Genomic DNA, 20,136 nt, shown 5'->3' with positions numbered 1-20,136 from the left:
ATGATCATCTACCCCGCGATTGACCTGAAGGACGGTGCCTGCGTGCGGCTTCTGCGCGGGGAGATGGATCAGGCAACGGTCTTCAACACCGATGCCGGAGCACAAGCCCGGCTTTTTGAGCAGCAGGGTTTCGAGTGGCTGCATGTGGTTGATCTGAACGGTGCCTTTGCCGGTCAGCCAGTGAATGGCGCGGCGGTGGACCGCATCATGGCCTCGGTGGATATGCCGGTGCAGCTTGGCGGCGGTATCCGCACCATGGAGACGGTGGATTACTGGCTCGGCAAGGGTATCCGCCGCGTCATTCTTGGCACGATTGCCCTGCGCGATCCGGATTTCGTGCGCCGCGCCTGCGAGCGTCATCCCGGCCGTGTTGCCGTCGGCATCGACGCGCGCGGCGGTTATGTCGCGGTGGAAGGCTGGGCGGAGACCTCCACGGTTACCGTGGAAGAGCTGGCGCTGAAGTTTGAGGATTGCGGGGTTGCCGCCATTATCCACACCGATGTGGATCGCGACGGGCTGCTGGGCGGCGTTAATGTGGAAGCAACCGTTGCGCTTGCGGAAGCAATTTCCACCCCGGTTATCGCTTCCGGCGGTGTGGGGTCGCTGGCCGATCTGGAGACGCTGAAGGCGCGCGAGGCCAGCGGGCTTGACGGTGTGATCGTCGGCCGGGCTCTTTATGATGGCCGGGTCGATCCGGCACGGGCGCTGGAGATTCTTGCATGAGCCTCAAATGCCGCATCATCCCCTGCCTCGACGTGAAGGACGGCCGCGTCGTCAAGGGTGTCAACTTTGTCGATCTGCGCGATGCCGGCGACCCGGTCGAGCAGGCCAAGCTCTATGACCGCGAAGGGGCGGACGAGCTGACCTTTCTCGACATCACAGCCAGCCATGAGCAGCGCGACACCATCTATGACGTGGTAAGCCGCACTGCCGAGCAGGTGTTCATGCCGCTGACGGTGGGCGGCGGCGTGCGTGCGGTGGAGGATATCCGCAAGCTGCTGCTGGCCGGTGCGGACAAGGCCTCCATCAATACCGCTGCGGTCAACCGGCCGGAATTCGTCGCCGAAGCGGCGCTGAAATTCGGCAGCCAGTGTATTGTCGTCGCCATCGACGCCAAGCAGACCGCGCCCGGCAAATGGGAGGTCTTTACCCATGGCGGGCGCAACAACACCGGCCTTGACGCCATCGAGTGGGCGAAACGCATGCAGTCGCTGGGCGCCGGCGAGCTCTTGCTGACCTCGATGGACCGGGATGGCACCGGAAAAGGTTTCGATATCGACCTGATGAAGGCCGTTACCGGGGCAACGACCATCCCGGTCATCGCTTCCGGCGGCGTCGGTACGCTGGAGCATATGGTCGAGGGCATCCGGGATGGCGGCGCGAGTGCGGTGCTGGCGGCCTCCATCTTCCATTTCGGTACCTTCTCGATCTCCGAGACCAAGGCCTATATGGCCGCTGCCGGCCTGCCGGTGCGCCCGGTCGATGTGCTGGCGGGAGATGCGGCATGAGCAGCGCGGCTATTCTGGATGCGCTTTACGAGGTGGTGCTGTCCCGCAAGGATGCCGACCCGGCTCGCTCCCATACTGCGGCGCTCTATGCCAAGGGCCGGGGCAAGATTGCGCAGAAGGTGGGCGAAGAAGCGGTCGAGACCGTGATCGAGGCGGTTGCCGGCAACCGGCCGGCGATCATCTCGGAATCGGCGGATCTGCTTTATCACCTCAGCGTGCTGTGGGCGGATGCCGGCATCAGGCCGCAGGAAATCTACGCGCTGCTGGAAGAGCGCTTCGGCATTTCCGGGATTGATGAAAAGGCAGCGCGCCCGAAAGGCTAACGGCACTCAAGTGCGGTTCAGCTACCGATCATGCGCAGCTTGCGGGCGTCCTTGAATGCCGTCAGCTTGGTGTTGCGGTCGAGCTGGAACACTGCCTTGGCCGTTTCGGTCATCTCCTCAAGCCCGGCCTGGGTGGCATCCTCCAGATTGGACGGGCTGAGCCCGGCGAGCTTGAGCATGGCAATAAGGCCGGGTGTGCGCGCCGTCTCGTACAGCTTGCCGAGTACCTTAGGCATGATGAGCATCAGCGTGGCAAAGGTAGTTTCCGCCGGTGTCATGCGGTCGGTCGCGTCATTGGTCTGGCGCACGTCGATGCAGGCACGGGGCACCAGTTCCAGCGAGGCCGGCAATCCGACGCCGGGGCTGATGAATTTCGGCTCCGTGTTCGGATGGGGCAGGAAAACTTCCTGGCCGGCGCTCACATCCTTGTTCTTGCTCGGCTTTTCAACGACGCGACCCAGTTTTGAATCGACTTCGTAATAATTTCCCATGCGCTGGACGAGCGTACCGAGCGCATCGCATACGGCGAGCAGGATGACATCCTGTACCGGGCCCTGTGTTCTGCTGTTTGCAGCCACCTCGTCCGCACCGGGCTCCGGGATCAATTTTGCCAGATCGACGCTGCCCCACATTGCGCTGCCTGCAACGTCACCGACCGTGGAGGCCTGGCGATCGAGGAATTTTTCCAGCTCGGGTCGGAAGGACTGCAGGTCATAGAGGGAGAATTTGGGGTCTGGCGCTTCGGCCAGTTTGGCCTTCTGCACCACCACCTGCACATACCGCAGGCGGCGATCGATGAGGCCCTGCAGCTCGGTGATGCTGTCCTTGTCGACCGGGCCGGCAAAAGCAATGCCGGCACGGTGGCAGATCAGCACCAGCTTGGTGATGGTATTGCGCACGCTGGCGCGCATCTGCTGCGCTTCGTCTTCCGGGTTCTTCCAGCGCTCGAAAAGCTCGGTGATGTAGGCGGCCGAGGTCTCCATGAGTTCGGCAATCTCGCCGCGGATCAGCCGACGAATGCTGACGACCAGCGCCAGTTCGGCGCAGCGGTCGAACCAGTTCACGAACAGCCGGCGTTCGGGCAGACGGTCGATGATCTGCGAGAGCGATTCGAGGTCGGCCATGTGGCGCTCGCCATCACGCACCCAGGCGATCTTGTTTTCGCCCCGCGGCGGGATCATCACCTCAAGCAAAGTGGCGTTGCCGCGCAGGATCGAGAATTTTTCGGCAACCAGCGGCTGGCCGTCCTCGGCACCGATCGCTTCTTCCGATATCGGGCCGAGACGGGCGGTTTCGCCGTCATTGAAGCGTTCTGCGATGACGAGAAAATCTTCCAGCTGGCTGCGCAGCTGGCGCAGCAGCGACTTGGCAGCCCATTTGCGGGCGAAATCCCGGCTGGCGCGCTGGGCACGGTCTCGCGCGAGGTTGGCCTGGGTTTCACGGCCGAGCGAGCCGGAAGTCTTCTGGATGAGCGCGAGCTGCCCCTTGATCAACCGTTGCTGCAGGGCTTCGTCCATGCGCCAGGGATCGGGCAGTGAATCGCGATAGGCATCCTGCTCCTGCTGGATGCGCACCGTGTTGGTCAGGACCGGGAACGCTCCGGGCTGGGCCTTGCTGTAAGCCTGCTCAAGCGTAGCCTCAATGGCGCGTTGAAGGTCGATCAGCTCACTTGTGCTCACGGCGTGCTTCGTTCTGTTCAGGGGTTGCAGGGATTGGATCCGTAAGCCTGTTATGGCCGACCGATTGTTTCCGCAGTCCTATTTTGCGCAATACATTTGCGTGAAGGTACAAGCTGTAAGGGAGGGCGCCCTTCGGCCGACCAACTGTCTACCTAATAAATTAACAAAGTTTGCGCAATTCTCTCTCGCGGCACCCAGGGCGATCTTGTGCCGCCGCAAGGCCTGTGGTCCGGCCCTGCCGCATGGTAAGGTGCGGAAATCACTGCCTTCTTGCATATCAGGGAAAATCGGCATGGCTTACGATCCGCAGAACATCTTCGCCCGCATTTTGCGCGGTGAAATCCCGTGCACCAAGGTTTACGAGGATGACGCGGTACTGGCTTTCAGGGATATCCGGCCGCAGGCGGCAACGCACGTGCTGGTGATTCCCAAGGGCCCCTACACTGATTTTCAGGATTTTGCCGAGAAGGCCGGCGATGCGGAAATTGCCGGCTATATCCGCGGCGTTGCACGGGTCGCGCGTGAGGCCGGCGTGGTCGAAAGCGGTTATCGCCTGATCAGCAATTGCGGAGCTGATGCCCATCAGGAAGTGCCCCACCTGCATTTCCACCTCTTTGGGGGTGAGCCGCTGGGGCCGCTGCTGGCCCGCAAGGGCAGCTGATCCTTGCCCGGCAGCCGGCATAAGTTCCTTTGGCGACGGGCCGTACGGGCCGGGGCTTGCGGGATTTTGCTGTCGGCAATAGCGGCCGGGGCCTCGGCGCAGGACAAGGCTGCCACCGATGCCGGCGGCAACGGTTCCTATCTGATCATTCCCAAACTTTCGCCCTGCCAGAAGGCCTATGGCGAGGGCTACCAGCTCTATTGGCAGGCGCGAAACCGGGCGGCCGTTCTGGTCAGCAACCGGCAAATCAGCGTCGACTCATACGTGAGTATGATGTCGAGTCTCAACGGGCTGTGGCGGCCCTATGTCGGCCGGATGGGCAAACTGAACGCTGCCGACGCCAACTCTCCGGACTGTGCCAGCACTACGCAGACGCTTGTCTCGGAGCTTGGCGGTCACCTCTCGCAGATGCCGGATCCCGGCCAGCTCTCCGGCTCTTCACCGGGGGTGCCGGCTCCGGGAGCGCTTGCCCCTCCGCCACCGGTACCGCCCCCACCGCCAGGCGGTTAGGGCTACTGCCTAGCCAAGCCGGAGTTCTGCCGTCTCGGACCTGGCGTCGATGGTTACCCGGTCGGCCTTGCCCAGCTGCGACCAGTCCGCTGCGCCCGCCAGTACCACCGGGCAGTGCCGCTGGTAGAGCTCTGCCGCGACCAGCGCGCCCACCGTCACGATGGCATCGCGGGCCAGCAGGATGATGCCTGCAGGTGCCGATCCCCGGCGGATGGCCTCGGCAAGAACGGAGCTGCCGGAACAGGAACCCCGGCCGGCGCTCATCAGCATGATCCGGCCCGTGAGGTAGCTGCCGAGCTGGGGGTGGCGCCGATCAATGATCGTGCCGGCGGTGCTGTCAAAACCGCCCCAGAAGCTGAGCGGTTCGCTGAGCAGGAAGGGGCTGCCTGTCGCAGTGCCGGGGGCGAGCGTGGCCCCGTTCAGCGTGATGGATGTCATAGCCGGACCACCTTGCCGGCTGCGGCGGAGGCGATGCAGTCCTCAAGCGAACCGAAAGCCACGGAGACACCAATATTTCCGGGAGCGTAATAAGCCCATTTGCCGGAGTTTGTCATCACCGTGCCGTTCAGTTCCCGCAGGATGGCGGTCACATAGGTGCAGGTGTCGGTGACCAGCGTGATGCCGGCCGCCCTGAGGACTTCTTCCCACCCCCGTGCCGTGAGCACCGCCAGCGTCTCGCGTCCGGTATTGATGAAACAGTCGATGGCAAGCTGTCTGCCTGCCAGCAGCGGCATCAGCTTTTCGAACTCGGCGAGCGAAAAATGCGGTGTGCCGAGGCTGACGGCGCTGAGCGGGCTGCTGTCAGGCACGAGAGAAAGTTGGGCAATGGCGCGCCGCAGGTCGTCTGCTGTGAGCGCAATATGCTCGTCGGGCGCCGCACCCTGGCAAGCCGCCTCCAGTGTCGGGGCTTCCGGGGTCAGGCCGACAGCGTGGAAGAGCGCAACCGCGCCGGCAGAAGCCGCCACGGCGCCGAGTGCTTTCAGATCATCCTCGCTGGCGGCTTGGGGCAAGCCGGTGATGACGGGCACCCTGTCGCCGCATGATTTGCCGGCCAGGTAACCGGCGGCGATGCAGGCGAGTTGCGGATCCTGCCATTCCGGCGGAAGGTTTTCGATCGCCAGATGAACCCGGGCACGGCGGTTTTCGGTGATGTGAAGTCCATAACAGGGCACGCGGCCGGTAATGGCGCAGCACAGATCGATAAAGTCGCCATAACGGTTGGTGCGTGCGCCGATGACCGAATTGGCAAAGACGATGGCATTGGATTCCGCCCAGGCAATCTGCTGACCGAGCCGGGGACGAAACATTGTCTGGTAAGGCGCACAGGTGAAGGTCGGCAAGCAGCCAAGCGCTTCGTGCGCCCGCATGAGACGGGCGCCGTTATCGGCGCTCTCCGCCGAGCCCTGAAAGAGTTCCGGGTGGATCAGATCCATCGAGCCGACATTCAGCGTGGTCGGCACCCGCACCTTGCCGCCGAGCGCCGCCAGATGCTCGACAAAATCAAGGCTGGCGGCCCCCAGATAGAGGCAGCCATCGATGTGGGCTGCCTCTGCATCAATGAAATGTGTGGCTTCCACTGCCTCGGCGAATTGCCGTAGCAACCGCATGGCAAAGGCCGCGGCCGGCCCCTCATCTCCGGCCAGCAGGGCTTCGTCCCGGGCGTCGAGCTGCAGTGCCATCTTCTGTCTGTGTCTTACCAGCCGTTGATGCGCGGCCAGATGGCTTTTACGTCTGCCTCCGCACCGTGGACAACGTGGTAGCGGTCATGCTGGGCGCCGGTGGCGCAGGCGTGGTTGGGCAGGATGCGCACCTTGTCGCCCAGTTTAAGGTCAGGCAGGGCGGCGTTGCTGCCGGGCCGCAGGGCGAGGACGCCATGTTCCTGGTTGGCGCCGGGCATGATGAGATCGGGATATGGGGTGCCAGCAAGGTCGCACACCACGCCGTAACCCTGATCCACCGTCTGGCTCGCCGTACCGCGGTCGCGCGACATCGCCATCCAGCCGGCATCGACAATAATCCAACCCTTGCTCCTTTGATGGCCGATAACCGTTGCGAGAACGGAAAGAGCGATATCTTCTACGCCGCAAACGCCGATGCCAGCCTGCACAAGGTCGCTGAACATATAGACGCCGGCGCGCACTTCGGTGACGCCCTCGAGGTTTCGGGCGAAATGGGCGGTGGGTGTGGAGCCGACACTGACGACGGGGCAGGGCAGACCCGCAGCGCGCAGAGCCTCTGCTGCACTGACAGCCCCGGCGCGCTCCGTTTCCGCCGCAGCGGTCAGTGCCTTCGGGTCGTTCAGATTGTAGCTTTCACCGGCATGGGTCATGACCCCGCGCAGGATGGCGCCGCCCTCATGCAGGATACGGCCGATGGCAACAAGGCGTTCCGTCTCGCCGGGCTGCACGCCGGAACGGTGGCCATCACAGTCAATCTCGATGAAGACCGGCAGCTTGTCGCCGCTGCGTCTGCACCATTCGGTGACAGCCTCAGCCTGTTCAACACTGTCCAGAATAATGGAAAGCGCAGCCTTGTAGCGCCGGCGGATGGCGCCGACCCGGTCCAGCTTGGCCGGCGCGATGCCGACAGCATAGAGCAGGTCATGCATGCCCTCGGCCGCGAAATATTCCGCTTCCATCAAGGTGGAGACGGTGGCCGGCGCCTTGCGGTGCGGCACAGCCAGGCGGGCCACATCCACGCTCTTGGCCGTCTTGAGATGCGGGCGCAGCGTCACCCCCAGACCGGCAAGGCGCTCGTCCAGCCTGTCGAGATTCCGGCGTAGCTTGATCTCGTCAAGCAGCAGGCATGGCGTCAAGAGCTGGGAAATGGGGCCGGTCTTGAAGGTGGCGGCAAAACTGTCGGACATGAAAGGATTCTCCTGCAATCGCGGGGGATAAGAGCACGGCTGCGTGCAGAGAACCAAGCAGGTTCGCGGGAGCTTTCTCTCAGTTGCCGGCCGGTTGATGCTGGTAGATCACGACTCCCTTATCGGCATAGGCCTGCTTCCAGTCCGGGCAGTAAATACTTTCGCTTGTAGCGGGCCTCACAAGATGCGTGACAGCCTCGCCAGCAAGAGCATCGAGATTCTGGCAGGAGGGGGCTTTCTTGCCCGTGGCAGCGCGGGCTTTTGCCACACGCGCTGACCATTCCAGAACTTCCTGCCCGCGATAGGGGTGCGTTTTCCAGCTGATATATTGCGGCTGTCCGGTTGCCAGCCGGAAATTACTGTCGTTCGGGTCGTTCAGAAAAACATCCTTCGGCTGGGCATGCTCCTGGACCCAGGCATAGTAGGCCGGGTGCTGGGCGCGTTTTTCCAGCTTGTGATAATTCGAGACGGCAAAGATGCCCGTCGCGACAACAGCCACTACCACGAGCCCCAGTTGAGCCTTCTGGTAGCGGCCGTTTTGTTCAGCCTTGTGCGAGAGCCATTGGAAGGCCTTTCCGATCAGCACGGCGTTCGCTATCGGCACGATGATTACACTGGCCCGCCAAGGGGCAGCGAACGCAAGTTCGAAGTCTCTCATGATCCAGACCCAGAGCGATGCCAATACGATCAGGACTTCCACAAACCCCAAAATCCAGCCAAGCGGATGTCGTCGCAGGAGCCATACGGCGGCGGCGACTGCAATCGCCTTGAAGGCAGCGTCGGCACCAAACCAGATCTCTGGCAATGAATGCTCGGGGATACGTTCCGTTGTGATGATGCGGAAGGCTTCGAGCTGGGCCTGCGGATCGATAGGAGCCAACAGGCTATAGGAAAACAGGGGCGCGCAGAGGCAGCCGCCGATGCCGCCAAGCAGGGTGAATAGAGGGAATGGCGCCTGCCCGCCGCCAAAACGCCAGCGGGCGATGAGCATTCCCAGCATCAGCATCAGGCCGGGGGCAATGTAGGCGTTGTGTATCCAGGCGGCGATTACCATGAGGGTAACGCTCCAGCCTGGCTTGCGGGCGCAGAACAGAAAAACCGCAAACAGTGTGAGCACGCCGAAGTTCGACGGCTCGAAAACGTGGCCTAGAATATATTGGTGTGCAACGCCCTCAAACAAACGCCCGGTCGCGTTGTTCGCGAACAGGGCGACCAGCCACATTCCTACTGTCAGGCTGTAAAGCGGCGCTGCTGCCCTGTCTTCCTGGATGCTGGAGAATTTGAGCCCGGCATAAACGAGCAGAAGGCCACAGGCGATATAAAGGGCAGAAAAAATGCCATCCCAAAGGAACTGATGAACGGCAAAAACGAGCGCGTCGAAAAAGGGAAGTGTATTGGTAATTTTAAGCAGCCAGTCGTGACGCAAGTTCCCGTAAGAAGCTTTCGCCAGGCCATAGAGAAGCTTTGTATTTTGATTATCGCTGAAGAGAGGATGTCTTGGCAGCGATATGCAGGCTGCGACAAGAATAAATAGTAAATAATACATATTTATGAAATTGCCGGCTTTTTTGGACATTATCTCGGTCAGTTTCTTTATCGCTCAAAAAGCCTTCAGGCGATTTGGCGCTTTTGCAGAGGAGGGCGCTTCTAGCTACTCCAGCAAGAGGCAGGCAGCAAGTTCGTTGCTGTGCAGGGCAGGCGCCCGTTTTGCTGTCGACTTCATGACGCTGCGCCAGACTGAGCGTGCCGTAGATCTGGCCTGTTATCCCGTGCCCGGAAATGCCCGCCTGTACCCGAGCGCTTCAGCGATATGGGGGCGGGAGACGGCGGGGGCGCCTTCGAGGTCGGCAAGAGTGCGGGCAACCCGAAGGATACGATGATAACCACGGGCGGAGAGGCGCATCTGTTCTGCAGCCTTGTCGAGCAGGGCTTTTCCCGCCGGTTCCGGGGCGGCAACCTGCATCAGCAATTCTCCATCGGCATGGGCATTGAGGCGAACGCCGGTAATGTTGCGATAACGTGCCGCTTGCCGGGCCCGGGCTTCGCAGACGCGGACCTTGATTTCTGCGCTGCCTTCTGTGGCGGGCGGCAGGGAAAGATCGGTTGCCCTGACAGCCGGGACATCGATGTGCAGGTCGATGCGATCCAGCAGGGGGCCGGATAGACGCGACTGATAGTCGGCAGCACAGCGCGGTGCACGGCCGCAGGCAATCGCGGGATCGTCCAGATGACCGCAACGACAGGGGTTCATCGCGGCGATCAACTGGAAGCGGGCAGGGTAAGTCACATGATGATTTGCCCGAGCCACCACCGCTCTACCGCTTTCCAGGGGCTGACGCAGCGCCTCCAGGGTCTGGCGATTGAATTCCGGCAATTCGTCGAGAAAGAGCACTCCGTTATGGGCTAGTGAAATTTCTCCGGGCTTTGCTCTTGCTCCTCCACCAACGAGAGCTGGCAGGGAGGCCGAATGATGCGGATCCCGGTACGGACGCCGGCGCATCAGCCCGCCGCCAGGTAACTGACCGGCCACCGAATGCACCATGGTGATTTCCAGGGCTTCGGAGGCATCCAGAGGCGGCAGAAGCCCGGGAAGGCGCTGGGCTAACATGGATTTTCCCGAGCCTGGGGGGCCTGCCATCAAGAGATTATGGCCTCCCGCGGCGGCTACCTCGACTGCGCGCTTGGCGCTTTCCTGTCCTTTGATATCTCGCATGTCCGGCAAAATCGCCGCATCGTCGGCAATGCGCGGCTCGGGCGGAGACAGTATCTGGCTACCCTTGAAATGGTTGACCAGCGCAAGCAGGTGAGGCGGTGCAAGCACGGCGAGCCTGCCAGTTTCCGTTGCTGCCCAGGCCGCTTCGCCCCCGCAAGCCGCCGGGCAGATCAGCCCGAGGTCACGGCTCGCCGCATTGAGCGCGGCAGGCAGCACGCCGGCAACGGCGGTTATCGCACCGTCCAGGGAGAGTTCACCGAGTGCCAGATAAAGGCAAAGTTCCTCGGCTGGCAGAATCTCCATGGCGACCAACAGGGACAGTGCGATGGGAAGATCGAAATGGCTGCCCTCTTTCACGACGTCGGCCGGCGCCAGGTTGACGGTGATGCGCTTGGCTGGCAACGACAGCCCCAAACCGTGGAGGGCGCCGCGCACCCGCTCGCGGCTTTCTGCAACCGCCTTGTCGGGCAGACCCACAATTGTGAAGGCGGGCAGTCCATTTGTCAGCTGGACCTGCACATCAATGGCAAGGGTATCAATACCCTGAAACGCTACAGTGCCTATGCGCGCGGTCATGTCTTGCCTCCAAAATTAAGAGAACAAGTTAATGTCATTCGCTATTTTATAAAGGTTGATTTTCCATGCGGATTTAGACGTTCGCAGAACGTTTGGTCGGGTTTCCACCTCAGATAAAAGCCTGACGAGGCCAACGGTACGGTTCGGGAATTGAAGCAGGCGACGCGATGTCGCTATATTTCCCTGCCAGACATGACGTCTAAGCCCCTAAACCGCTTGATACAGAAAGAAACTTTTATGCCGGATATTTCTCCAGCGAACGTCTTTCCGATCATTCTGTCAGGCGGTAGCGGGACGCGGCTTTGGCCTGTTTCACGGAAGATATATCCGAAACAATTGCTACCGCTGACCGGCAGCAACAGTCTTCTTCAAGACACGGTGGAACGCGCTCGGGCAGTTACGGGCAATGACAGCCGTCTGACCGTGATTGCCAACAATGAGCACCGCTTTCTTATTGCAGAACAGTGCCGTGCTCTTGGTTGTGAGGCGCGCATCATTCTTGAACCGGTCGGGCGTAATACCGCCCCGGCCGCTGTGCTGGCCGCTCTCAGTATCGTCGAGGACGATGCATCCGGTATTCTGCTCGTCTTGCCCGCAGACCATTGGGTCGCCGACGCCGAACCGTTGCGGCAGGCCATCGAGGCGGCTCGCCCTGCCGTGCAGGCTGGCGCTGTGGCTGTGTTCGGTATCTCGCCTCGTGGGGCTGAAACTGGCTACGGTTATATCAAGGCCGGGCTAGAACTCGAGGGGCAAAGGGGCGTCTTCGATGTGGAACGGTTTGTCGAGAAGCCTGACGCACAAACCGCGGCCCAGTATCTCTCCCGCGGGGGGTATTTCTGGAACGCCGGCATCTATATGGTGGCAGCCAGGACACTCATTTCGGAACTAGAACGGCATGCGCCGCGTGTGATTGCTGCCTGCAAGACGAGCTGGGAAAACCGGCATGATGACCTGGATTTCATCCGACTTGACGAAGACGCCTTTGCCCAGTCGCCGGACATTTCCCTTGACTACGCTCTGGCTGAAAAGACGGATAAAGCGATTGTCGTTCCGGTGGAACTGCAGTGGTCTGATGTCGGTTCATGGTCAGCGCTCGCCGACGTGCTACCAAAAGATAAGGACGGAAATACGCTGGCGGGCGATGCGGTGGCGATAAATTCGCGGAACAGCTTTGTTCATTCTCCCGATCACCTGACGGCGATACTCGGGTTGGATGGTGCGGTTGTAATCACTACGGAAGACGCGGTTCTGGTGACGACCCGTGAGCACGCGCAGGACGTCAAACTGATTGTTGATCGCCTGAAAAAAAACGGTCGCACCGAAATCAACGAGCACAAGAAGGTTTATCGCCCATGGGGCTCTTACCATTCCCTGCAGTTGGATGAGCGCTTCCAGGTGAAGCGTCTGACGGTTACTCCGGGGGCGAAACTCTCTTTGCAGAAACATTTCCATCGCGCCGAGCATTGGGTAGTCGTGCGGGGCACGGCGGAGGTTACGCTCGATAACGAAAAGCATATCGTGCGTGAGAATGAATCTATCTATATCCCTCTTGGCAGCGTTCATCGCATCGCCAATCCAGGCAAGATTCCCTTAGACATCATTGAGGTCCAGACGGGCAGCTATCTTGGTGAAGATGATATTGTCCGTCTTTCCGATGACTATGCCCGTAACTGATCCAGCCACATCATGTGACGGTTGCTGCCGAAATTGTTGGCACCTCGTCTATGAACTAGACACCACGGAATTATGACATGAAGGTGCTTGTGACCGGTGCTGCCGGCTTCATCGGGTATCATACCGCGGAAGCTCTTATCGCACGTGGTGATGAAGTTGTCGGTATCGACAATATCAATGATTATTACGATGTCGATTTAAAGAAGGCGCGCCTGGAGCGCCTGAAGCGGCACAAGACTTTCGAATTTCGCCGTATGAATATTGCCGACGCTGCACAGGTCGAAGATTTGGCTGCAACGCAGCCAGATTTTGATGGCATCGTGCATCTGGCAGCGCAAGCCGGGGTACGCTATTCGCTAACCAACCCACTTGCCTATGTTGAAGCCAATCTGACAGGGCATCTGTTGATGCTGGAGTTGGCTCGTCGGCAATCCCGGCTGAAGCATATGGTTTATGCGAGCTCATCATCGGTTTACGGCGGAAACACCAAGCAGCCGTTCTCGGTGGATGATCCAGTCGAAAGGCCGGTCTCGCTTTATGCTGCGACCAAACGAGCCGATGAGCTGATCAGCTATAGCTATGCCCATATTCACCGCACCCCATTGACGGGCCTGCGCTTTTTTACCGTTTATGGGCCGTGGGGGCGTCCGGATATGGCGCTTTATATTTTCACGCGCGCCATTGTGGCCGGGAAACCGATCGACGTTTTCAATAACGGTGAAATGTGGCGCGACTTTACCTATATCGACGATATTGTATCCGGACTGATTGCGGCGCTTGATCGCCCGCCTGCCGGCAGCGAAACCGAGCCGCCCCACCGAGTTTATAACCTTGGCAATCATCGTGCAGAAAAACTGACGGATCTGATTGATACGCTTGAGGCCGAATTGGGCCTTCCCGCAATCCGCCAGTTAAAGCCGATGCAGCCGGGGGATGTGCCGTCTACCTATGCGGATATCGAAAGTTCCCGGCAGGATCTCGATTTTGAACCCAAAACGAACCTTGCCGAAGGCATTCGCAGATTCGTTGCATGGTTCAGGCAGTATCACGGTAATCTGCCAGCTAGTTAAAGGCGCGCGCCGCCTGTCTTGTTGGCACGGTACCATTCAAGCGTTTGCCGGATGCCCGCTTCGAGGGAGGTACGATGCTTCCAGCCCAGCTCATGGAGGCGCGAGCTATCCATAAGCTTGCGCGGTGAGCCATCTGGTTTGTCCGTGTTGAATACAAAGCGACCATCCCAGCCAATAACCTTGGCGAGTGTTTCTGCGAGCTCGCGAATGGAGACTTCTTCGCCCGTACCGACGTTGATGTGCTCTTCAGCACTGTAGTGGCGAATGAGATAAAGGCAGGCGTCCGCTAGATCATCGACATAAAGGAACTCGCGCAGCGGCGTCCCTGTTCCCCAAAGTTCGACCTCTTTTGCATCCTCTGCCTTGGCTTGCTCAATCTTGCGCAGAAGAGCGGGCAGTACATGGCTGGCGCTCAGATCGAAATTGTCTCCGGGCCCATAGAGATTGGTAGGCATGGCAGAGATATAGTCGCGGCCATACTGGCGGCGATAAGCTTGGCAAAGCTTGATGCCTGCTATCTTGGCGACCGCGTACCACTGGTTTGTTGGCTCCAGCGGACCTGTGAGTAGCATGTCTTCCGCCATGGGCTGAGGGGCCAGACGCGGATATATGCAGCTTGAGCCAAGGAAGAGAAGTTTCTCGACGCCGACTTGATGGGCGGCGTTGATGATATTCGCCTCAATCATCAGGTTATCGTAGAGGAAGTCGACCGGCAGGCTGTTGTTGGCGTGGATTCCACCAACCTTTGCTGCCGCAACCACCACCACATCCGGCTGTGATCTTTCAACCCACTGTTCGACCTCTTGCTGGCGCGACAGGTCAACCTCGGAGCGTGCTACCGTCAGCACCTCATAGCCGTCCTTTAAAAACCTGCGGGCAATAGCGCTGCCGACCATACCTCGATGGCCGGCAACCCAGATCTTTTTGCCAGAAAGGGAGTAACCGGATTGGGCCGCGTCAACCATTCGGGATGCCGTTTTCCTTGATGTAAGCAAGGTCCGCAGAGATCATTTCGGTAACGAGTTCATCGAAGCTCGTCTTCGGGGCCCAGCCTAACTCGGTTCGGGCTTTGGTTGCATCGCCCAAGAGCAGATCGACTTCGGTTGGTCGGAAATAACGAGGATCGATGCGAACAATAACATTACCTGTCTTACGATCCCGGCCGACTTCATCGACCCCAGTGCCAGCCCATTCGATCTCATGGCCCAATTTGGAGAACGCTATCTCGACAAAATGGCGTACGGAGTGGGTTTCTCCGGTAGCCAGCACGTAGTCACCAGGGGTGGGATGCTGGACAATGCGCCACATGCCCTCCACATAGTCGCGTGCATGTCCCCAGTCGCGTTTGGCATCAAGATTACCAAGATAAAGGCAGCTTTGCAGACCGAGATGAATGGATGTGGCCGCACGTGTGATCTTGCGGGTCACGAAAGTTTCGCCCCGCCGCGGGCTCTCATGGTTGAAGAGAATGCCGTTGGAGGCGTGGATGCCGTAAGCCTCGCGGTAGTTCACCGTGATCCAGTAGGCATATAGCTTTGCTGCGGCGTAGGGGCTGCGTGGATAAAAGGGCGTGCGCTCGCTTTGCGGCGTTTCCTGAACTTTGCCATACAGTTCGGATGTTGAGGCCTGATAGAAGCGAGCGGTCTTTTCCAGGCCCAGGATCTTCATGGCTTCAAGCAGGCGCAGGGTGCCGATGCCGTCTGAGTTGGCGGTGTATTCCGGTGTATCGAAGCTGACCTGAACATGGCTTTGGGCAGCAAGGTTATAGATTTCGTCAGGCTGAATTTCCTGCACCAGTCGGATGAGGTTGGTGCTGTCCGTCAGGTCGCCGAAATGCATAAAGAAACGCACATCATCGCCATGCGGGTCCTGATAGAGATGGTCGACGCGGCTGGTGTTGAAGGAAGAGGCCCGGCGTTTGATGCCGTGGACAATGTAGCCTTTAGCAAGCAGTAACTCTGCCAGATACGAACCGTCTTGTCCCGTTACGCCACTTATAAGTGCAATCTTCTGCTTCATATCCAGCCTTGCGATTAAAATGTGCCAGAAGACACTTCCATGATCGATGATCCTGGGCCAGCCTATCGAGCGGAATTTCTCATCCGCATTCCGGCCTCGGACGAACCAGATGCGTATTGCTTTTGTCTGTCGATATTTTCCGCCGGATGCTGCGCCTACTGGCAGGGCGGTTGCGGAAATGGCCGCTGCACTCAGGCAGCTTATTCCCTCTCTCGATATGCTGATCATTACGACCGATGGCTACTATGCCGAAACGCCTGCAGTAGCAGAAGCGAAGATTCCAACTGTGCGGCTGCGGGCGTTGCCGCGAACAACAAGATCCCTGCCGCGGCTAATCTTTACGTTGATCGAAGGCCGCAGGCTGGTCCGTTATGCCCTTGCCAGTGCCGATATTGTGGTGACGATCAGTGATCCGCCGCTGTGCGAACTCTGGATGAAACAAGGGGATGACCGACCGCTCTGGATACATTGGCCGATGGATCTCTATCCGGAGGTTTTCGAGGCGGCGGGTCTTGCAAAGCCGGGCAGTTGGGTATTGCGTTGGCTGACCAGCCGTCTTCGCCTCAATCGACCGGATCTGGTCCTGGCAATCTCTCCCTTCCAGGCGCAGCTGTTAGCGAGGCGTAACATCGGTCGTGATTTGATCGTCATGCCTTGTGGGGTGAAGGGTGGATCGCCGGCCTTGACAGAGCACTCACCGGTTCAGGCTGAAAAGCTTACGTTCATTTGCTGCGGCAATGCCGGTCAGGGGTTTGCATCAGAATTCCTGTTTCAGTTTGCGTCTCGCCTTGATCCTGAGCGCTACCGTCTGCTGGTGTCGCTCCGGGGAACACAGGCGTTTGCAATCAGGAAAAAGCTTCTTGCGGAGGCACCGGCCGTCGAGTGGTACGAGTGGCTGCCCGAAGAAACCCTGATCTGCGCCTCTGCCCATATCGTTGCGCAATTGCCGGCCTGGGCCGGAATCAGCGTCCCGTCGCGGGCCGTTACAGCCTTGACGTTGTCGCGCCCCCTCATAGCTGCGGGCGCCAGGGGAAGCGATCTCAATGATTGGGGGCAGCGAGCCGGCTGGTTTTTCCCCCTGTCCGATGGCGGCGAGGCCGACGGTCCCAGCCTCGATACCATGCTGGCCGCCTTGACGACCGAGGCACTGGCCATGGCTGCGGACCGCGCAGCCGTGTTTGGCGCGGAATTGCGCGGGCAGCGGTACGAAGGGATCAGAAAACTGGCCCGTTGGATTGCCAGGCGGACAGGGCTGCCTCTAGAGGATCCAGTGGCTGACGGTCTTGGGCAAGGTGACGTTACGCCAGATCGCCTTGATGTCGGCCACAAGGCCGCCCGGACGACAGAGCCGGGAGAAATCGTCGGCTGAAAGTTGTTTGTAGGGGGCGTGAGATACCGCTCCGAGGACACAGTCGAAGTGAGTGAGGTCTTTCAGATCCGAGACCAGATCAATATCGTAATGATCCTTTGCCTCTGAGGGATCTGCCATCGGGTCGTGGACGGTCACAATGTGACCGAGTTCCTGCAGGCGATGGATGATATCCACCACCCGGCTGTTGCGCAGGTCCGGCACGTCTTCCTTGAAGGTCAGTCCGAGTACCAGAACCTCGCCCGGCTTGCCGAGGCGATCAGCAATCTGTTCGGCAATGAAGCCCCCCATGCCGTCATTCATACGCCGCCCGGCGAGAATGACGTCGGGATTGTGGCCCAGCTGGCGAGCACAATCGGCGAGGTAATAGGGGTCGACGCCAATGCAATGGCCGCCCACCAGCCCAGGCGTGAAGGGCAGGAAGTTCCATTTGGTCCGGCTGGCCTCTAGGACGTCGTGGACGGAGAGCCCGAGCCTGCTGAAGATTTGCGCCACTTCATTGATGAAGGCGATGTTGATGTCCCGCTGGGCATTTTCGATGACCTTGGCCGCTTCTGCCGTCTTGATGCTGGCCGCCTGGAAAATACCACCGGACGTGACCTGTCCATAAATCTCGGCCAGAAGCGCCGTCACTTCCGGGGTCTGGCCGGCAACCACCTTGGTAATCTTGTCGACGGTGTGGATCTTGTCGCCGGGATTGATGCGTTCCGGCGAGTAGCCGAGGAAAAAATCGGTGCCGCAAACGAGGCCGGATGCCTGTTCCAGCGCCGGGCCACAAATGTCTTCGCTGACACCGGGATAGACGGTGCTTTCGAAGACGACGACTGCTCCCTTCGCAAGGACGGAGCCGACTGAAGCGCAGGCTTTCAGAAGAGGCACCAGGTCGGGCTTGTTTTCGCCATCAACCGGGGTCGGAACCGTAACGATATAAACGTCCCGGCCTTTCAGCTGCTGCAAGTCGTCCGTGTAGGAGAGGGCACTGCCCTTCAGTGTTTGTGCATCGACTTCCCGCGTCCGGTCCTTGCCTTGCCGCAGCTCGGCCAGTCTTGACGGGCTGATGTCAAAACCGGTCACCGGAAAATGGCGCGCCAAAGCGATGGCCAGCGGCAGGCCGACATAACCCAGGCCGACAACGGCGATGGAGGGTTTTATGCTGTTCAAGACCATCTCTCCGCCAGGCGCTCAGGACAGGGTGCGCTTTGCCTCAATGCACTTCCAGAGCATGGCTTCGAGACGCTCATCACCGGTTCTGCCGTCCAGCCGGTTGATCTCCTGAATGCCGGTCGGGCTGGTGACGTTTATTTCGGTCAGATAACGGCCGATGATGTCGATGCCTACAAAAATCAGTCCGCGTTCGCGCAAGGTCGGGCCGATCGCCCGGCAGATCTCGAGATCGCGTTCGGTCAGGCCGGATTTGTCCGGCCGACCGCCGGCATGCATGTTGGCTCTCACCTCGCCGGCCTGCGGTACCCGGTTGATGGCGCCGACCGGCTCACCGTCGATGAGGATCACGCGCTTGTCGCCCTGGGTGATCTCCGGCAGGTAACGCTGAACCATCAGCGGCTCCCGGCTCGTTCCGGTAAACATCTCGAACAGGGAGCCGAAATTGGCATCGTCCGGCTTCAAGCGGAAAACGCCGATGCCGCCATTGCCGAACAGCGGCTTGACGATAATGTCGCCGTGGCGGTTGCGGAAATCCTCGATGGCGGCCCGGTCACGGGTGATGAGGGTCGGGGGCATCAGGTCGGGGAATTGCGTGACCAGCAGCTTTTCCGGGGCGTTGCGCACGCTCGTCGGATCGTTGACCACCAGCGTCTTCGGGTGGATGTGGTCCAGCAGATGCGTGGTGGTGATGTACATCATGTCGAAGGGCGGATCCTGGCGCAGCAGCACAACGTCCATCGCCGCCAGATCGATCGGCTCCAGTGCCCCGAGGCTGAAATGGTTGCCCTTCTCCCGGCGCAGGGTCAGCGTGTGGCCGCGGGCAACCAGCTTGCCATCATCAAAGGCCAGCCGGTCCGGCGTATAATAATAGAGCCTGTGGCCGCGCGCCTGCGCCTCCAGCGCCATCGCAAAGGTGCTGTCGGCATCGATGTTGATGCTGGCGATCGGATCCATCTGGACGGCGACAGTGAGGCTCATTTGAACGGCAGGTCCTTTGGGTGATCTGGTGAAAAGTGTTGTAGAGCGGCAGCGGCATTTGTGAAAGACGGCCACAGGAAGGGGCGGGTCTGCCGCCTACTGTCGAGGGCTTCAAAGCCGCTCGCGCAGCCGTTGCAGCCAGAGCGTTGCTTCATGATGCATGCCGCCGGTATCGGGCAGGCTCAGCATGGTCTCCAGCGCGCCTTTTGCCTGGTCCAGCCGGCCGCATTGCACATTGAGGATCGCAGCCTCGCGCCAGAGGTCCGGCCGTTGCGGAGCGATCATCAACATGGAGGAGAGGGTGCGTGCAGCCTCATCCACCTGACGGGCAGCCAGATGGCGCGCCTTGATGTTGTTTTGAAGCCGCAACAAGATCGTGCGGTCATCCGCCACCGCATAATGCTCGGGCAAAAGTTCGGCTTCCAGCCCGAGTGTCGCCTTCAACAGGGCGCGCAGTTCCGCAGGCTCGACGATTTCGCCGCGATGAAACGGGTCAAGGATCAGCCGTTCGCCGTGTCGCTCCAGCCGGATAAGGAAATGGCCGGGAAATTCCAGCCCTACCATGTCCCAGCCCTGGAAACGTCCTGCATCCAGAAACAGGATACCGAGCGCGACGGGTAAACCCCGTCGCCGCTCCAGTACGCGAATCAGGTTGGCATTCTCGACATTGTCATAGTCATCGGTATCACCGCGAAATCCGTGGCGTTCGCAGAAGGCCTCGCACAGCGCGGCGGCACAGTCGCGCGCTGTGCCGGCACTATCGGCCACGGCAAAGGCAACCCCGCGCCGCAGCTCGTCGGCCATGGTCCGGCAGGCATCGAGATCTGCCTCGGGCTGATCGAGGGCGGCAAGGTGCAGGGCCGTTTCGAAAAGATCGATTGTCTCTTCGCGCCCGGCCCGGGAAAGCCAGCTGGCCGCTGCCTCCTGTTTTTGCCGGGGGGACATCAGAACGCTTCTCCAGAAACCAGAACTTCACCCGCTGTCTCCGGCCGATATCCCTTCCGTGTCACGGGCTCAGCCGGGCGA

At 60.1% G+C, this 20,136-nt stretch carries 19 protein-coding genes; 8 read left to right on the top strand and 11 right to left on the bottom strand.

Annotated features, from left to right (window positions below):
* The 3 genes from hisA to QTL98_RS00855 are packed head-to-tail and all read left to right on the top strand — an operon-like array spanning position 1 to position 1,831.
* Positions 1 to 723 (top strand): 1-(5-phosphoribosyl)-5-[(5-phosphoribosylamino)methylideneamino]imidazole-4-carboxamide isomerase, encoded by a 723-nt coding sequence (gene hisA, locus QTL98_RS00865; RefSeq protein ID WP_445680348.1) that lies wholly within the window; start codon positions 1 to 3, stop codon positions 721 to 723.
* Positions 720 to 1,508 (top strand): imidazole glycerol phosphate synthase subunit HisF, encoded by a 789-nt coding sequence (gene hisF, locus QTL98_RS00860; protein ID WP_445680347.1) that lies wholly within the window; start codon positions 720 to 722, stop codon positions 1,506 to 1,508. The genes hisA and hisF overlap by 4 nt, the downstream gene beginning before the upstream one ends.
* On the top strand, positions 1,505 to 1,831 hold the full coding sequence (locus QTL98_RS00855; protein WP_445680346.1) for a phosphoribosyl-ATP diphosphatase: 327 nt from the start codon (positions 1,505 to 1,507) through the stop codon (positions 1,829 to 1,831). Before hisF ends, QTL98_RS00855 begins: the two co-directional genes overlap by 4 nt.
* 17 nt (positions 1,832 to 1,848) lie before the next feature.
* On the opposite strand, the gene QTL98_RS00850 is transcribed toward QTL98_RS00855, so the two are convergent.
* On the bottom strand, positions 1,849 to 3,510 hold the full coding sequence (locus tag QTL98_RS00850; protein WP_445680345.1) for a hypothetical protein: 1,662 nt from the start codon (positions 3,508 to 3,510) through the stop codon (positions 1,849 to 1,851).
* A 292-nt stretch (positions 3,511 to 3,802) separates the two neighbouring features.
* Here QTL98_RS00850 and QTL98_RS00845 point away from each other — a divergent pair, with 292 nt between their 5' ends.
* Together QTL98_RS00845 and QTL98_RS00840 are read left to right on the top strand one after the other, a co-directional pair.
* Positions 3,803 to 4,171, top strand: coding sequence for a histidine triad nucleotide-binding protein (locus tag QTL98_RS00845; RefSeq protein WP_445680344.1), 369 nt, complete (start codon positions 3,803 to 3,805; stop codon positions 4,169 to 4,171).
* A 66-nt stretch (positions 4,172 to 4,237) separates the two neighbouring features.
* Positions 4,238 to 4,681, top strand: a complete 444-nt coding sequence (locus tag QTL98_RS00840) for a hypothetical protein (protein ID WP_445680343.1) — start codon at positions 4,238 to 4,240, stop codon at positions 4,679 to 4,681.
* 9 nt (positions 4,682 to 4,690) lie between these two features.
* Here the strand turns inward: QTL98_RS00840 and QTL98_RS00835 are convergent, their stop codons facing one another.
* The 5 genes from QTL98_RS00835 to QTL98_RS00815 all read right to left on the bottom strand — a co-directional run bounded on the left by QTL98_RS00835 (position 4,691) and on the right by QTL98_RS00815 (position 10,836).
* Positions 4,691 to 5,119 (bottom strand): aconitase X swivel domain-containing protein, encoded by a 429-nt coding sequence (locus QTL98_RS00835; RefSeq protein ID WP_445680342.1) that lies wholly within the window; start codon positions 5,117 to 5,119, stop codon positions 4,691 to 4,693.
* Positions 5,116 to 6,360, bottom strand: coding sequence for an aconitase X (locus QTL98_RS00830; RefSeq protein WP_445680341.1), 1,245 nt, complete (start codon positions 6,358 to 6,360; stop codon positions 5,116 to 5,118). The genes QTL98_RS00835 and QTL98_RS00830 overlap by 4 nt, the downstream gene beginning before the upstream one ends.
* Before the next feature lie 14 nt (positions 6,361 to 6,374).
* Positions 6,375 to 7,547 (bottom strand): DSD1 family PLP-dependent enzyme, encoded by a 1,173-nt coding sequence (locus QTL98_RS00825; protein WP_445680340.1) that lies wholly within the window; start codon positions 7,545 to 7,547, stop codon positions 6,375 to 6,377.
* 79 nt (positions 7,548 to 7,626) lie between these two features.
* Complete coding sequence (locus tag QTL98_RS00820; RefSeq protein WP_445680339.1) at positions 7,627 to 9,123, bottom strand: DUF6798 domain-containing protein; 1,497 nt, start codon at positions 9,121 to 9,123, stop codon at positions 7,627 to 7,629.
* Positions 9,124 to 9,309: 186 nt separating this feature from the next.
* Entirely contained in the window at positions 9,310 to 10,836 is a 1,527-nt protein-coding gene (locus tag QTL98_RS00815) for a YifB family Mg chelatase-like AAA ATPase (protein ID WP_445680338.1), read from the bottom strand.
* A 237-nt stretch (positions 10,837 to 11,073) separates the two neighbouring features.
* Between QTL98_RS00815 and QTL98_RS00810 the strand changes: the two genes are divergently transcribed.
* Both QTL98_RS00810 and QTL98_RS00805 read left to right on the top strand, forming a co-directional pair.
* A complete protein-coding gene (locus tag QTL98_RS00810; protein ID WP_445680337.1) occupies positions 11,074 to 12,510 on the top strand; it encodes a mannose-1-phosphate guanylyltransferase/mannose-6-phosphate isomerase in 1,437 nt (478 codons plus the stop codon).
* 77 nt (positions 12,511 to 12,587) lie between these two features.
* Complete coding sequence (locus QTL98_RS00805) at positions 12,588 to 13,580, top strand: SDR family NAD(P)-dependent oxidoreductase (protein WP_445680336.1); 993 nt, start codon at positions 12,588 to 12,590, stop codon at positions 13,578 to 13,580.
* Here the strand turns inward: QTL98_RS00805 and fcl are convergent.
* Together fcl and gmd are read right to left on the bottom strand one after the other, a co-directional pair.
* Entirely contained in the window at positions 13,577 to 14,545 is a 969-nt protein-coding gene (fcl, locus tag QTL98_RS00800) for a GDP-L-fucose synthase (RefSeq protein ID WP_445680335.1), read from the bottom strand. The genes QTL98_RS00805 and fcl overlap by 4 nt on opposite strands.
* On the bottom strand, positions 14,538 to 15,599 hold the full coding sequence (gmd, locus tag QTL98_RS00795; protein WP_445680334.1) for a GDP-mannose 4,6-dehydratase: 1,062 nt from the start codon (positions 15,597 to 15,599) through the stop codon (positions 14,538 to 14,540). Before gmd ends, fcl begins: the two co-directional genes overlap by 8 nt.
* 178 nt (positions 15,600 to 15,777) lie before the next feature.
* Between gmd and QTL98_RS00790 the strand changes: the two genes are divergently transcribed.
* Complete coding sequence (locus QTL98_RS00790; protein ID WP_445680333.1) at positions 15,778 to 16,968, top strand: glycosyltransferase; 1,191 nt, start codon at positions 15,778 to 15,780, stop codon at positions 16,966 to 16,968.
* Here the strand turns inward: QTL98_RS00790 and QTL98_RS00785 are convergent.
* The 3 genes from QTL98_RS00785 to QTL98_RS00775 all read right to left on the bottom strand — a co-directional run bounded on the left by QTL98_RS00785 (position 16,858) and on the right by QTL98_RS00775 (position 20,055).
* Positions 16,858 to 18,135 carry a nucleotide sugar dehydrogenase gene (locus tag QTL98_RS00785; protein ID WP_445680332.1) on the bottom strand — a complete coding sequence of 426 codons (1,278 nt, stop codon included), beginning with the start codon at positions 18,133 to 18,135 and terminating at the stop codon, positions 16,858 to 16,860. The two genes, QTL98_RS00790 and QTL98_RS00785, sit on opposite strands and share 111 nt — an antisense overlap.
* A gap of 15 nt (positions 18,136 to 18,150) precedes the next feature.
* On the bottom strand, positions 18,151 to 19,110 hold the full coding sequence (gene gshB, locus QTL98_RS00780; protein WP_445680331.1) for a glutathione synthase: 960 nt from the start codon (positions 19,108 to 19,110) through the stop codon (positions 18,151 to 18,153).
* A 111-nt stretch (positions 19,111 to 19,221) separates the two neighbouring features.
* A complete protein-coding gene (locus tag QTL98_RS00775) occupies positions 19,222 to 20,055 on the bottom strand; it encodes a SirB1 family protein (protein ID WP_445680330.1) in 834 nt (277 codons plus the stop codon).
* Between the last annotated feature and the right edge of the window lie 81 nt (positions 20,056 to 20,136).

This window comes from Radicibacter daui, assembly GCA_030657355.1.
GTDB lineage: Bacteria > Pseudomonadota > Alphaproteobacteria > Radicibacterales > Radicibacteraceae > Radicibacter > Radicibacter daui.
This window is presented reverse-complemented; position numbering and strand designations above follow the sequence as displayed.